Below are 13617 nucleotides of genomic sequence, written 5' to 3'. Positions count from 1 at the left end.
TCTTCGACTGCGGGGGATCACACGATGTACGATTCCGAGACGTCCTGGAGGATCGGTCTTCTGCTGTTGGCGCTGATTATCAGCATAATCGCATCCTACACCATGTTCAACTTCACAGGCAATCTCCAGCGCAAAGACAATCATTTCCGCGTATTCTGGCTGTCGGGCGGAGCCTTTGTATTCGGCATCGGGATGTGGGTCAAGCAATTTCTGACTACGCTGGCATGGGACCAGACGATCGTTTTCACGTGGGCGGCCGTCGTTTCGCTGCTGTTCACGATCTTTTTTAGTTCGATGGCTTTTGTCATGCTCGCTTTTCAAAATACGATCCGTTACCGATTGGCGGCCGGCAGCTTCATCCTGGCCTTCGGCGTCGCCTTTATGAGCTACTTCGGCGAGCTGGGGGAGACGGTGTCGGAGATCCGCACGGTGACGGTCTACATCATGCTCGGCGTGCTGCTTCTGGTGAGCGGGATCTACGCGGCGCTTCGGCTCTCGGAGTGGCCCGGGGAACGGAACAAATGGCTGGCGAGCCTGACGCTCGGCATGTCGGTATTCGTCGAGAGCCAGATCTCCAAGCAAGCGATGCTGCTGCAATATCGGGACAGCGCCATGTACGCGTCCGCGGACCGGCTGCAGGAGGATATTTACCGGCTGTCGATCATTATCGGCATCGGCATGCTGCTGATTTTGACGTCGACGCTATTCACTTGGTATATCGACAAGCGCATGAATCATATGGATGAACGGTACAAGCTGCTCGTCGAAAACTCGCTGGACACGATCGCCATTTTCAAAAAGGATAAATGGGTGTTCGTGAACGAAGCGGGACTTCGAATGTTCGACGCGACCGAGCCGGACGAGCTGCTGGGTTCTTCCATCTTCGCGTATCTGCTGCCCCAGGATCACGACAGGGTGAGGGAGCGCATGCACAATCTCGCCATGACCGGCAACAGCGGCCCGCTCGAGCAGGAGTGGGTCACGCTCAAGGGCCGGACGCTCAATACGGAGATCGTCGAATTGATGACCTCGATCGAGAACGAGCCCGCCCTGCAGATCATCATCCGCGACATCTCCGAGCGCAAAAAAAACGAAGAGCTGCTGATCAACTCGGAAAAGCTGTACGTAGCGGGTCAACTGGCGGCGGGCATCGCGCACGAGATTCGCAATCCGCTGACGTCGCTGAAGGGATTTCTTCAACTGCTCTCATCGGGAAGAAAAAACAACGGCACGTATTACGACATCATGAAGTCGGAGCTCACCCGCATCGAAAATATCGTCAGCGAGATGCTCATGCTGTCCAAGCCTCAGGTATATGAGCTGTCGTACCACGATATCCGGCACGTGATGCGCGAGACCGTCACGCTGCTCGAGACGCAGGCGATCCTGCACAGCATCCAGATCGAGAGAGATTTCGGCCCGGATCCGCTCTGGATCTACGGCGTCGAGAGCCAGATCAAGCAGGTGTTCATCAATGTCATCAAAAACGCGATCGAAGCGATGACGGACGGCGGCGCGATCCACGTCCACATGAAGAGAATCGACAATTCGGTGCGCATCCGCATCATGGACGAGGGGCCGGGCATCGAGGATAGCCAGCTCGCCAAGATGGGGCAGCCGTTCTACACGACCAAGGATAAAGGGACGGGACTCGGCCTGATGGTCAGCTACAAGATCGTGGACAACCATCAAGGCAAGATACAAGTTTACAGCCAGCTCGGGAGCGGCACGACCTTCGAGATCTTGCTGCCGTTCCGTTATCCGGACACCGCGCCAGTCAAGACCGGATGACGCATGCGCGTTCGAAATCGCCGTTCGAGGGGGGATGATTGGGGTTATAACTAGGAGAATCCAGTAAACCTGAAAGGGAGGCAGCGATCATGTCCAACCACTCGAAGGCCGTCGTCATCACGGCAAGAGGAAGAAGCACTTTTACGGAAGCCCAAGCCTCGCGGCTCGAACGGACGGCCGACGTCCGGTTCCTTTCGGCGGAGGGGCCGATTCCGCCCGACGATCTCGTCGACATGCTAAAGGAGGCGGACGTGTGCGGGCTGACGCCGCGTTCCGTACCGTCGATCGACGGCTCCTGGCTGTCCCGTCTGCCGAGGCTCCGAGGCATCGCCGTCTTCGCGACCGGCGTGGATTATATCGATACCGACTGGCTGAACGCCCGCGGCATCGCGCTCAGCCACCTGCCCGAATATTCGGCGGATTCGGTGGCGGAGCATGCGCTCGGCATGATGCTGACGATGTCCAGGCGCATCCACCTGAGCCAGGATCGCGTGCGCGGCCGCGTGCCGTCCGGCACGAGCGTGCTCGGCTTCGAGCTGCGCGGCAAGACGCTCGGCATCGTCGGGCTCGGCCGGATCGGCTCGCGCGTCGCGGAGCTGGCTTCGGCTTTCGGGATGCGCGTGCTGGCATGCGATCCCCGCGCGAGAAGCGCGGCGGGCGTCCGCCTGGTCGGGCTCGACGAGCTGCTCGCCTCGAGCGACATCGTGAGCTTACATATGCCGGCTCAGTGGCAGGGTCCGGCCGCCTTCGGCGAAGCGGAGCTCGCGCGCATCAAGAGCGGCGCGACGCTGATTAACGTATCGCGCTGCGCGCTGGTCGATCCTTACGCAGTCGTGCATGCGATCGAGGAGGGCCGCCTGCGCGGCTATGCGGTGGACGATCTGTTTCCGATCGCGGACAAGGACGAACGCGCGGCGAAGCAGATCGCCGAAGGCCGGCTGCTGCAGACGGGACATACGGCCTGGTATTCCGTCGAGGTGCTCGAGCGGGGTTACGACACGTGGGTAGACAATATTTGCGGGCTCGCGACCGGAGAGCCGCTGAATCTGGTGTAGGGCAGGGCGTATGATACTGCAGGAATTGAACCTGAGAAGGAGGCCGGCGCATGCGAGCGTCTGCAAGAGGAGATGGCGATTCGGGCGTCCCGGCGGGAGCGGGGCGGTTGCCCGCCGCGGGGAAGCGGCTGCTGGCGGCGCTGTGGCTGGCCGTCCTGCTGTTCACGGTCGGCATGATCGCGGCTGGTTGGCCGCGTTATTGGATTTACGTCGCCGCGGAGACGACGCCGCAGGCTTGGCTCGAGAGCGTGCTGCTCGTGCTGGCCGCGGCGGTGGCGGGGCTGAACGCGTTTGCGGCGTCGCTCGAAAGAGGGAACGCCGGGGCGCTCGGCGAGCGCAGCCGCGAAGCAGGGGAGAAGGCGCATCATACGCGCGAAGCCGGGACATCGGCGCAGGATGCGCCTACGGTCGGGCGACGCGGGAGGGGCGATCAGCAGCTTGCCGACGTACGATCGGGCGCACGCGGCGCCCGTTTGTCGGTATGGATCGCAAGGCATGGCGCCTGGGGCTGGACGATCACGGCCGCGGCCTTCGCCTGGCTGTCGCTCGACGAGCGGTTCGCGCTGCACGAGCGGCTGCGGGACCGCTACTTGAAGCAGACGGGCATCCGGCTGCTGCCCTGGATGGAAGCGGGCGATTGGCTCATCCCGCTTTACGCGGTATGCGGGCTGGCGGCGGTATGGGCGTTGTGGCGCCTGCTCGGCAAGGGCAGAGCCGCGCGCGCTTTTTTCGCGGCCGGACTGGTGCTTGCCTTTTGCGCCGTCTCGATGGACACGATCGACATCCGCAGCCTGGGCAAGAGCAGCGAACGGCTGCTGCAGACGATCGAGGAATGCCTGGAGACCGCCGCGATGACGGCATTCGCGTCGGCGTTCCTGTCCGTGCTGACCGGCCGGTTGTCCGCATGGTATAATAAAGCTTCGATTCGGCGGGACATACGCGATGGAGACGCCGGATAGAGGAGGAGTTTTATCGTGGCGGAGCCGCTTAAAAATATGTACGACGAAGCTTTTTTAAGAGAGTTCGGCGCTCGGGTCGCCCGTGCGTGGCAGCCGTTCGACGCGGATCGCTTCGTGAGCCTCTCGCTCGCGGACGGATGGGAGACGCTAGCCCTCAAGGGGCGCATCCGCCGCATCTCCCTGTCGCTTGGCGCCGTACTGCCGGCGGACTACGAGCGCGCGCTTGATATCTTAGAGGGGATAGCCGGCGACTGCCGCGGCTTTCCTTATTTGTTTTTTCCGGACTTCGTAGAGGTGTTCGGGCTATCCCACTGGGACAGGTCCGTGCGTGCGCTCGCGCTGTTCACCCGGTCTTCGTCCGCCGAATTCGCGGTGCGCCCCTTCATCAAGCAGGATCCGGGGCGCATGATGGCACAAATGCTGGCATGGAGCGCCGATCCGGACGAGCACGTGCGCAGGCTCGCCAGCGAGGGCTGCCGTCCGCGGCTGCCGTGGGCGGACGCGCTGCCGGCGTTCAAGCGGGATCCGTCGCCGGTCCTGCCGATCTTGGAGGCGCTGAAGGCCGACCCGTCCGAATACGTGCGTCGCAGCGTCGCCAACAACCTGAACGACATCTCCAAGGACCATCCGGGTCTGGTGATGGAGCTGGCGGCCCGCTGGCACGGGGCCGACTCGCAGACGGACGCGCTGCTGCGCCATGCTTGCCGGGGTCTGATCCGGGGCCGGGCCGACGAAGACGCGATGCGTCTGTTCGGCCTGCTGCCAGCGCCGGAGGCGGTCGTGCGGACGTGGACCGTCTCGCCGGAGGCAGCCGCGATCGGGGACGCCGTGATGATCGCCTACTCGGTGGAGCTGCAGTTGCCCGATGAGGAATCGCGCAAGCTTAGGCTAGAGCTCGCTGTGACCTACCCGCGCAGCGCCGAGGGGAGCGGCTACCGCAAGCTGTTCAGGCTGGCGGAGCGCGAGATTGCGGGCGGCGGCGCGATAGAAGGGACGCGGAAGCTCTCCTTTAAGGATCTGTCCACCAGGCGCCATTATCCGGGAACGCATACGCTCGCGCTAGTCGTCAACGGCAAAGAGATCGCGAAGACCGTCGTGGCTCTGGAGGCAGCAAAGGAGGTCGCGCCTTGACGATCGGAGCCCGCGTATTCAAGACCGGCCTGGCCGTGGCGATCGCGCTCTGGATTGGCAGCCTGATCGGCCTGAAGCTGCCGCTCATCGCGGCGATCGCCACGGTCGTGATGATCCAGCCTTCGATCTACCGCAGCTGGGTCCAGGTGCTCCAGCAGCTGCAGAGCAACGTGCTCGGCGCCGCCGCGGCGATAGCCGCGGTATGGCTCGTCGGCAGCAGCCCGCTGTCCATCGGCATCGTCAGCGTCTTGATGATCCTGCTTTGCATTCGCCTCCGCGCCGAGGAGACGATCGGCCTCACCGTCGTGACCGTCGTCGTCCTGATGGAGGCGCACGGTCTCGGCTGGCCGCTGGTCATGGACCGGCTGGCGGCGCTGCTGACGGGCATCGTCACGGCCTTCGTCGTCAACATCACGATCGCGCCGCCGCGCCATCGCGGCCGGTTCGTGGCCCAAGTGAAAAAGTCTCAGACGCAGCTGTCGCTGCTGCTGCGGACGGCCGTATCCAACGAGCTGCGCGAGAACGTGTTCAACCGGGAGCTATCGGGGTTGAAGGGGCAGCTTCGCAAGCTCGAAGACGGTTATGACCTGTACGCCGAGGAGCGTGTCGTCCGCAAGGCGTCCCGGGCGGACCGCGCGCGCCTGCTGGTCGTGTACCAAGGCATGCTGAATGCGCTGGAGCGAGGCGTCACGTTGATCGAGGCGGTTGAGGTACACTATTTTGCCGCGGCTGCGGACGGGGCGTGGCGTCGCGAGATCGACGGTCACATCGAGTCGCTGTGCGCCTATCACGAGCATTTGATGTGGAAATGGGACGGGCTGCTGAAGCCGGGCGCCACGGCCTCCGCGCCCCCGCCAGAATCGTCCGCGCTCCTGGAGAGCATCACTTGCTCGGCCGAGATGGAGCGCGCGGACAAGACGCGCCTGGCCGTCGTCGCGTCGGCGATCTACGCCTACGAGGAGCGGCTGCGCCGGCTCGACAAGCTGATCGAGCATTGGCAGGACCGCAGAGACGGCGCGCCCGAGGACTCCGAGCGGCTGCTGGGACTGTAGCATCGCGTTCGGGACCGCAGTTGCGCGGAAAAACCGTGCATCTCCGCATGCCGCCTCCGTGGCAGAGTTGCACGAAAAAACCGTTCATCCGCGCAGCCACACCGCCCCCCGCGGCGCAGTTGCACGGAAAAACCGTGCATCTCCATGCGAGACACGCTAGTCCGGCACGCTGTATTATCAATATGATTAAAAGTAAAGAGGCACCGATGGGGCTATCGTGCAAAAGTGCAGGATGGAGAGCCGCACCCGTTCTCCGCTTCGCCTATCAAGCAAAAGTGCAGGATGGAGAGCCGCACCCGTTCTCCGCTTCGCCTATCGAGCAAAAGTGCAGGATTTTTACCCGAAACATCCGGCTCCTCGCTTAAAGAGACGAGCTATCATGCACTTTTGCGCGATAGATCGCCGAAACCGACCATATCAGCCTTGGATGATGCACATTTGCAGGATAGCACCAAACCAGCACTCGCTGGCATGCCCACGACTGAATGCGCGAAACAACGCCTCATCATCGTCTTATTCGCCAGCTACCCCATCGCATCTTCGAAACAACGCCTCGCCATCGTCTTATTCACCCGCCGCATCCCCATCATCAGCTTCGTCCACATCAAAAAATCGGCGATCGCCACCCGACTCCGGGAACGATCGCCGATTTTCATATTCAACCTTTGGAGCCCCGGTCCACTTGCCTGCGCGGATGTTCGATTTTTTCCTGCTTATTGATGTCCTTTTCCTTGGGGACCAGGCGAGGGTCGGTTTCGCCGTCGTGATGGTTGTCGTATACCGCCTCGACCCATTCCCATTCCGTGCTGCCGGACATCGGGTCGGACGGATATTCGTCCCCGCGTTCGAGCTTCAGCTCGCGTCCCCACTCGTCGCGGTAGATGCCGTCGGATTCAACCTTGTCGCCCGATAACGGCAGCATTTCGTTATTTTCGCTCATCTGAAGTCACCGCCTCGCTAGAATTACTTGCCGTGCTTGCGCATGGCGGAGTGGTCGGATTCGGATTGGAGGCGGCTGGCCGCGTCTTTGCCGGAGCCCGTTCTATCGGCTTTGGACTGCGCTTTTCTGGCCTCGATCTGAGCGCCTGACGGTTGTTCGCCGGACATGGCGATCCCTCCTTCCGGTGATATCGTCGACTCCCGGATAGGTTGCCACGCGCACGGCGGCATTATGCCTTGGCGGCGCGCGCTTCCGCAACCGCGGTGGGGCGGAAGCGCGCGCCGGTCGCTGGCGGCCTAGCCGTACCCGAAGGGATGCACCACTAGCCGCTATCCGACTACCCTACATACCGGCCTTCAAGCCTTTTGCCCACGAACCACAGCGCCGCGAGGATCGCAGCCGCGATGAGCAGCCGCCAGGGCTGGTGAACGAGCGCGTTCAGGTCATGGCCGAGAAAGCAGAGCGTGAAGATCATGACGGCTTTGCCCAGGATGATGGCAATGACGAACGTATGCATCTGAATCTTGGAGATGCCGGACGCGACATTAACGACGACGGACGGGGAGAAGGGCAGGCAAGACAGGATAAAAATAGGCGTGAACCCTTTTCGCTCCACCCAAGAGAAAAAGCGCTCCATGCGGGGCATACGCTTTCGGATACGCTCGCCGTAGCGGGAACCGAAGTGCCGGGCGAGCATAAACACGAGGATCGCGCCGCAGCAGGCGCCAATCCAGGAATAAAGAAAGCCCAGCCACAGTCCGTAGGACAAGGCATTGCCCACTACGATGACGATGAGCGGCAAAAAAGGCAGCAGCGACTCGGCCAGGGGCAGCAAGATTCCCGGCAGCGGCCCGAGAGCCGAATAGCGGTCGAGGAGCGCCTGGATATCGTCCAGGCTCATGCCTTTCAGATAAGTCATCCACTCCTGCCAGCGCGTGGCGGCAAATGCGGCGATTCTGTCGGACAATAGCTGAAGCATAGATTACCTCACATGCGCTGTGCGGGCTTTTCCCCGCGGAACAGGCGGAATGGGAACAGCAGATAGATGACGCCGATGACCGCGAAGATGACCGCCGTGCTCAGCACGACGGACGGCTCGCCGAAGCCCGTGGCCGCGAAGCCTCCGATGATCGGGCCGAGCAGCCCGCCGACGCCTTCGACGGCGGAAAGCACGCCCCAGCCGAGGCCTTTTTGCTCAGGAGGCACATAAGCCGCCAGCAGCGCGTTCCAGGCGGGCAGCACGGCCGCGTAGGACAGCCCGAGCGTGACCGCCCATATAAAGGCGAGCATGGTCACTGGGCTGAGCGTCAGGCCGTAGAGCGCAATGCCGAACATCAGGAAGCCGACGACCAGAAACCACTTTTTCCCCAGCCGGTCCGACAGCCTGCCCATGGGGATCAACCCGAGCGCGGTGAAGCCGCCGCCGGCGAGCAGCAGCAGCGTATACTGCCAGGAAGCCATCCCGAGATGGTCTTTTACGAAGCTGGGCAGGATCGGTTGCAGCATGCCGGCCGCCAGCGTCTGCAGGATCATGCCGGGCAGCAGCAGGCGCATGTCCTTCAAATGCGTGCCGAGCACGGCCAATTGATTGCGGAAAGGCACGGCTGCCACTTCGGCGTGCGCTTCCTTCGGAATCATCAGAGAGAGCAGCCAAGCGCCGGCGGATACGAGCACCATGATCCAGTAGCTCGCCATCTCGCTGTGAACGAGCACCAGATTGAGGACGACCGGGCCGGATCCGAGGCCCACGAGCCAGATCATATATAGGAAACCCATCTGGGCGCCGCGGCCTTCTTCTTTGACTTTGGTCAGGCAGTAGATCCAGATCGGCGAGATGCCGAGTCCGTACAGTCCTGCAGCCGAAATGAAGATCCAGGGCACGTCCGCCCAGCCGATCAGCGCCATCCCGATCAGCGAGGCGAACAGGCCGATATTAATGATTTTTTTGACGTGAAATCGGTGGACGAGATAGCCCATCCCGAGCTTAAGCGCCGTATCGATCAGGTAGTGCGCCGTAATGGCCGCGCCGATCACGTCCAAGTCGAGGCCGAGCGTCTCTTTGCCGTAGATGGGCAAAAAACCGATGAGCGCCGCGCCCCGCACGAACTCCACCAGGTACAAAATGATGGCGAGCAGCGATATTTCTTTGATAAACATCGATTTGATCGAAGCCGTCTTCAACGGAATTCTCCTTTGAAGCCCTCTGGCGCACGACCGGCGGGCGTGATGCATGACCTCACCATTATAGCCATAATTTGCATGCGATCAAAGTCGCGGCGCGGTCCCCGGTCAGATCAGCAGGTTGAACAGCAGCGGATCCTTGTTCAACTCCACGTACCGGAACCCTTTATAGTTCATGCGCTCGACCAGAGGGCCGTAGTCTTCCGGACTCTTGAGCTCGATGCCCACGAGGGCCGGGCCGTTTTCTTTATTATGCTTTTTCGTGTATTCGAATTGAACGATGTCGTCGTCGGGCCCGAGCACGTCGTCCAGGAACTCCCTGAGCGCGCCGGAGCGCTGCGGGAAGTTGACCATGAAGTAATGCTTGAGTCCTTCGTAAATCATCGAGCGCTCCTTGATCTCCTGCATCCGGTCGACGTCGTTGTTGCCGCCGCTCACGACGCATACGACGCTCAGGCCGGCCAGCCGTTCGGCCAGCATGGGCAGGGCGGCGACGGTCAGGGCCCCGGCTGGCTCGGCGACGATCGCATGCTCGTTGTACAACTCGAGGATCGTCGTGCATACGCGTCCTTCCGGCACGACGATCACTTCGTCGAGCAGGTCGCGGCACAGCGCGTAAGTGAGATCGCCTACCCGCTTGACGGCGGCGCCGTCTACGAACTTGTCGATCTCCTCGAGCGGCACGACCTCGCCGCGTTCCATCGCGGCCAGCATCGAGGGAGCGCCTTCGGGCTCGACGCCGATGATGCGCGTATTCGGGCTGACGGCTTTGACGTAGGAAGCGACGCCGGCGGCGAGTCCGCCGCCGCCGACCGTCACGAGCAGGACGTCGACCGGCTCCTTGCACGCCTCCATAATCTCTTTACCCACCGTTCCGTTGCCTGCGATTATGCGCGCGTCGTCGAAAGGGTGCACGAAGGTCATTCCCGTCTCGCGCACCGCCCGCTGGGCTTCGGCGTAAGCGTCGTCGAACGTATCGCCGATGAGTCTGACCTCGACCTTATCCCCGCCGAACAGCTCGACCTGTCCGATCTTCTGGCGCGGCGTCGTCGCGGGCATGTAGATGATGCCCGGAATGTCGAGCGCGGCGCAGGAATAAGCGACGCCCTGCGCGTGATTGCCCGCGCTCGCGCAGATGACGCCGCGTTCGCGCTCTTCCGCCGGCATGCCGGAGATCAGGTTGTAGGCGCCGCGAATCTTGAAGGAGCGCACCACCTGCTGGTCCTCGCGCTTCAGGTGGATCCGGCAGCCGTGCTTGGCCGACAGCCGCTGGTTGAACTGCAGCGGAGTCGGGGACACGACGCCGCGGAGCGTATGGGCCGCGAACAGAATATCCTCCATTCTGATAGAGGCGGGCGCGGTGCGGGGTAATGAGTCTGACAAGGTCATCATCTTCCTTCCTGATCCTAAATGAATAGCCGTCCCCGAAGGGACGGCTGGCTGTGGCGCGGGCAGGGCGTCAGATCCGCGCGGCGATAGAACCCTGTCCGACGTTTGAATTACTAATGTTATACTCTTAAGAAGGGATACAAGTCAATTCGCGCGCGGGATGCGCGCTCTTGCTTGCGCGAAGACCCGTCCAGAGGAGGCTTTCCGTTGAAAAAACTGCTGTTCGCGTTCATTGCCCTCGTCGTGCTGATCGCCGTGGGGAGCGTCATTTTATTTCAATTGATCAAGCCCGCCGAGCGTCTGGACCTGGCATACGAGCCGGTCAAACTCGAGAGCAAGGCGATGCAGATGTTCAAGGACATGTCGACGGAGCTCGTGCTCTCCGAAGCCGACGTTAATAATTTGGCCAAGGAATCCATCGCGCGCAACCCGATGTACGGACCGGACGTGTTGATTACGGGTGCCAGGTTCCGCTTGCTCTCGGAAAATCGTCTGGCTGCGGACGTCAACTTGAAGATCAAGGACCGGATTCCCGTCGGGCTCACGATCGTATACCGGCTGAAGTGGGCTTCGCCCAACCTGACGGCAGAAGTCCAGGAGGCTTCGATCAGGGGCGTGCCGTTGCCCGCAGACCAATTCGACGACGTCGTCATCCCGCTGGGCGCGGAGCTGCCGAAGGTCGTGCGGATTAAGGACGTTTCTTCCAACGCGGACGGGCTTAAGGTTTCTTTTCGAATGCCTTCCGCGAGCGAGCTTCGCGAGTTGATCGGCGGCCTCTGACCAGGCCGTCGACCGTTCGCGCGCAGGAGGTCAAACATTGAACGGACCGCCGAACCGAGCTATAATCGAGATCATAAGCGGTATTAAATAATTAACTGACGCATACGCATTAGTAAGCGTTTACATGACTAGGAGGAGCCGCCATGAAAAGAAGGTCCGGCCTCCGCGCCCTGCCGGCCGCCGTGCTGGCGTTCGCCGCGACGGCATGGCCGGGCCTGAGGGCGGAAGCGGCGCCGGCCGCCGCCCAGACGGCTGCGGAGCGCATAGAATCGCAGGGCATGCTTCCGCTCCTGGCGGCCATGGCGATCGGCATCGCCGTGTCCATCATCGCGGTGCTGGCGTTTCTGCAGATGACCTCGCGGGGTAAGAGTACGAAGGAGGACGAGTCCAGGCCTGCGAATTCGGACTTGTTTGCCTCGAACCACGCCGGACCCGGCTCCGATGACGATGCGGAGGAAGGCGACGATCTCGGCTATACGATCCCGCTGCGGAGCTTAGGCGACGCGTCGGAAGGCATCGGGCGGCGCAAGGCCGCGATCGCCGGCGTCGGCGAGCCTCGGCTCGTAGGCGTCGCGGGCCAGTTCGCAGGCGCCAGTTACAGTCTGGCGGACAGGCCTTTGGCGATCGGCAGGGACGGCCACCAATGCGAGCTCGTCTATCCGGACGGACACGCCGAGATCAGCCGCAAGCACTGCACCGTCAGCTACGATTCGTCGCGCGGTATTTTTTCGCTGGTCGATCACGGTTCATCCAACGGTACATACTTGCCGGACGGCACGCGGCTGGTCGCGGGAGACCGGCGAGAGCTCAGGGCTGGCGATCGATTCAGCCTGCCGGGCGGCGAGCAATGGTTCGAGGTAGACGTCTGAAGACGTTTTTTCTGTTAAACCTCTGGTCGAACTGGTATAATGAGGCGAACGGGAAGTAAACATCTAATATAGGCAGCCGGGCGTCAACTCTGTACGAATCTTGCGGGAAGTTTCCGCCGGGAGGGATTATGGCATGGCAAAGCGCGGTCATAACGAAGTTCAGGAGAGTCTGCAGGAACTAACGAGAATTTTTCGCCCCAAGGATCCGCGCAAGTTCGTCAAGGACTATATCCGGAAATACAGAATCACCGGCGGCTATGAAGATGAACTTACCGTTATCGTTGAACGCGAGCTGATGAGAATCAACTCATCCGCTTCCTGACCACCGATTTTCGCAAGGCCTCTGCGATAGGGGCCTTGTTTTTTTGTTTGGCGGCATTTTGGATCTTTCAACGCGCCTACAGGTTTCTTTTTGCGTTTGGCGCTTCAATTAATAAAGCGGATTGCTGCAGAGACGCTCGTCTTCTGCGCAACCCGCTATTTTTAGGGATGCTTGCTCATCGATTGGCCGTACCGTTCATGCTTCCGCCGCGCGCCGTCGGCTCCTTAACCGGGATCGGCACTTCGTCGCCAGCCGCGAACATATACTTGGCAAGCTTATTGAAGCTAGGCGTAAGCGGGGCGAGCGGCTGGCCGTCCCACGAAGCTTTGGCGTAGCCGAGCAATTGGTTCATGTACTCCATGTTGGCGGAGATGTGGACGCCGGACACGTTTGGGGCCATCTTGCGAACCTCGTTTGCCAGCGTCTGGCGGAATTCGGTCGACAGATCCGAGATGTCCTTGTGCGAAAAGGAGGAGTTGTAGGGCGTCACGATTTTCGTCAAATCCCACGAATTGCTCCCCGTATCCACGTTATAGACGCCTTCGGTGGTGCCTGTGTTGTCCTGCTCCCGGGTGCGCAAGCCGCCGTGCGAGCGAATGCCCGTAGCGGTTTGGTCCGTCGTAATGCCGACGTACGCGTTTTTGTCGGTCAGCATGACGATCGCCGAACTGACGCCGGGCACGTTGGACAAACGATACGAAAGGGCCGAGCTGTATTCGAAATAACGATTGTCATGCGCGCGCGGATCGGTGACGACATGGCTATAGGCGCGGACGCCCGACATTTTCGGATCGTTTGCCGTTCTGCTGCCGTAATCGTTGGCGCTTTGCTGATGATGGGCTTTATAATTGCAGCCGCCCAACGCGCCTGTCAGCGCGGCTGCGAGCAGACATACGTTCGCGCAACGGCGCTTATTCATAACGGGCTCCTCCTCGGGATCTGCATGCGATGCGACTAGTGTTCGCCGCCGCCGCAAAAGTATGCCGGGCCCCCGTACATAAAACAAGCCGACAATGGTAAAAGCTGATGGAAAGGGCTGCGGCGCCACGATCGGGAGATCCGGGCTTCACGGCCGAAGAAAGCCTTTGCAGGAGGACCCGAAAGGGGCCTATAAACGCAAAAACGAGCCTTGAAACCCTTGCGCCGCA

Annotated in this window: 14 protein-coding genes; 8 read left to right on the top strand and 6 right to left on the bottom strand. The window is 61.4% G+C overall.

All coding sequences use genetic code 11. The features are described from left to right. Positions 1-24: 24 nt before the first annotated feature. The 5 genes from BM235_RS03745 to BM235_RS03725 all read left to right on the top strand — a co-directional run bounded on the left by BM235_RS03745 (position 25) and on the right by BM235_RS03725 (position 5988). On the top strand, positions 25-1791 hold the full coding sequence (locus BM235_RS03745) for an ATP-binding protein (protein ID WP_090109427.1): 1767 nt from the start codon (positions 25-27) through the stop codon (positions 1789-1791). A gap of 89 nt (positions 1792-1880) precedes the next feature. After that, positions 1881-2846, top strand: a complete 966-nt coding sequence (locus BM235_RS03740) for a 2-hydroxyacid dehydrogenase (RefSeq protein ID WP_090109425.1) — start codon at positions 1881-1883, stop codon at positions 2844-2846. 50 nt (positions 2847-2896) lie between these two features. Then, on the top strand, positions 2897-3805 hold the full coding sequence (locus tag BM235_RS03735; protein WP_090109423.1) for a hypothetical protein: 909 nt from the start codon (positions 2897-2899) through the stop codon (positions 3803-3805). Positions 3806-3820: 15 nt separating this feature from the next. After that, positions 3821-4936, top strand: a complete 1116-nt coding sequence (locus BM235_RS03730) for a DNA alkylation repair protein (RefSeq protein WP_090109422.1) — start codon at positions 3821-3823, stop codon at positions 4934-4936. Continuing rightward, a complete protein-coding gene (locus BM235_RS03725; protein ID WP_090109420.1) occupies positions 4933-5988 on the top strand; it encodes an FUSC family protein in 1056 nt (351 codons plus the stop codon). Before BM235_RS03730 ends, BM235_RS03725 begins: the two co-directional genes overlap by 4 nt. A 658-nt stretch (positions 5989-6646) precedes the next feature. Here BM235_RS03725 and BM235_RS03720 read toward each other — a convergent pair. The 5 genes from BM235_RS03720 to ilvA form a co-directional block, all read right to left on the bottom strand. Next, positions 6647-6928, bottom strand: coding sequence for a transposase (locus tag BM235_RS03720; RefSeq protein ID WP_090109417.1), 282 nt, complete (start codon positions 6926-6928; stop codon positions 6647-6649). A gap of 23 nt (positions 6929-6951) precedes the next feature. Then, entirely contained in the window at positions 6952-7095 is a 144-nt protein-coding gene (locus BM235_RS31905; RefSeq protein WP_177244180.1) for a hypothetical protein, read from the bottom strand. Between the two features lie 170 nt (positions 7096-7265). After that, a complete protein-coding gene (locus tag BM235_RS03715) occupies positions 7266-7907 on the bottom strand; it encodes a TVP38/TMEM64 family protein (RefSeq protein WP_255374035.1) in 642 nt (213 codons plus the stop codon). Between the two features lie 8 nt (positions 7908-7915). Beyond that, entirely contained in the window at positions 7916-9109 is a 1194-nt protein-coding gene (locus BM235_RS03710; protein ID WP_369803457.1) for an MFS transporter, read from the bottom strand. Between the two features lie 108 nt (positions 9110-9217). Next, positions 9218-10498 (bottom strand): threonine ammonia-lyase IlvA, encoded by a 1281-nt coding sequence (gene ilvA / locus BM235_RS03705; RefSeq protein ID WP_090109415.1) that lies wholly within the window; start codon positions 10496-10498, stop codon positions 9218-9220. A gap of 207 nt (positions 10499-10705) precedes the next feature. Between ilvA and BM235_RS03700 the strand changes: the two genes are divergently transcribed. From BM235_RS03700 to BM235_RS03690, 3 genes are all read left to right on the top strand, one after another. Next, positions 10706-11278 carry a hypothetical protein gene (locus tag BM235_RS03700; RefSeq protein ID WP_090109412.1) on the top strand — a complete coding sequence of 191 codons (573 nt, stop codon included), beginning with the start codon at positions 10706-10708 and terminating at the stop codon, positions 11276-11278. A gap of 143 nt (positions 11279-11421) precedes the next feature. Further along, on the top strand, positions 11422-12147 hold the full coding sequence (locus tag BM235_RS03695; protein ID WP_090109399.1) for an FHA domain-containing protein: 726 nt from the start codon (positions 11422-11424) through the stop codon (positions 12145-12147). A gap of 133 nt (positions 12148-12280) precedes the next feature. Further along, entirely contained in the window at positions 12281-12469 is a 189-nt protein-coding gene (locus BM235_RS03690; protein WP_090109397.1) for a hypothetical protein, read from the top strand. Between the two features lie 175 nt (positions 12470-12644). Here BM235_RS03690 and BM235_RS03685 read toward each other — a convergent pair whose 3' ends face one another. After that, entirely contained in the window at positions 12645-13388 is a 744-nt protein-coding gene (locus BM235_RS03685) for a hypothetical protein (protein WP_090109394.1), read from the bottom strand. Between the last annotated feature and the right edge of the window lie 229 nt (positions 13389-13617).

This window comes from Cohnella sp. OV330 (genome assembly GCF_900112065.1).
Taxonomy (GTDB): Bacteria; Bacillota; Bacilli; order Paenibacillales; family Paenibacillaceae; genus Cohnella.
This window is presented reverse-complemented; position numbering and strand designations above follow the sequence as displayed.

Coding starts and splice junctions, on each gene's coding strand:
- BM235_RS03735 (WP_090109423.1), top strand. CDS start 2,897: ATGCGAGCGTCTGCAAGAGGAGATGGCGATTCGGGCGTCCCGGCGGGA.
- BM235_RS03695 (WP_090109399.1), top strand. CDS start 11,422: ATGAAAAGAAGGTCCGGCCTCCGCGCCCTGCCGGCCGCCGTGCTGGCG.
- BM235_RS03745 (WP_090109427.1), top strand. CDS start 25: ATGTACGATTCCGAGACGTCCTGGAGGATCGGTCTTCTGCTGTTGGCG.
- BM235_RS03690 (WP_090109397.1), top strand. CDS start 12,281: ATGGCAAAGCGCGGTCATAACGAAGTTCAGGAGAGTCTGCAGGAACTA.
- BM235_RS03720 (WP_090109417.1), bottom strand. CDS start 6,928: ATGAGCGAAAATAACGAAATGCTGCCGTTATCGGGCGACAAGGTTGAA.
- BM235_RS31905 (WP_177244180.1), bottom strand. CDS start 7,095: ATGTCCGGCGAACAACCGTCAGGCGCTCAGATCGAGGCCAGAAAAGCG.
- BM235_RS03740 (WP_090109425.1), top strand. CDS start 1,881: ATGTCCAACCACTCGAAGGCCGTCGTCATCACGGCAAGAGGAAGAAGC.
- BM235_RS03685 (WP_090109394.1), bottom strand. CDS start 13,388: ATGAATAAGCGCCGTTGCGCGAACGTATGTCTGCTCGCAGCCGCGCTG.
- ilvA (WP_090109415.1), bottom strand. CDS start 10,498: ATGACCTTGTCAGACTCATTACCCCGCACCGCGCCCGCCTCTATCAGA.
- BM235_RS03715 (WP_255374035.1), bottom strand. CDS start 7,907: ATGCTTCAGCTATTGTCCGACAGAATCGCCGCATTTGCCGCCACGCGC.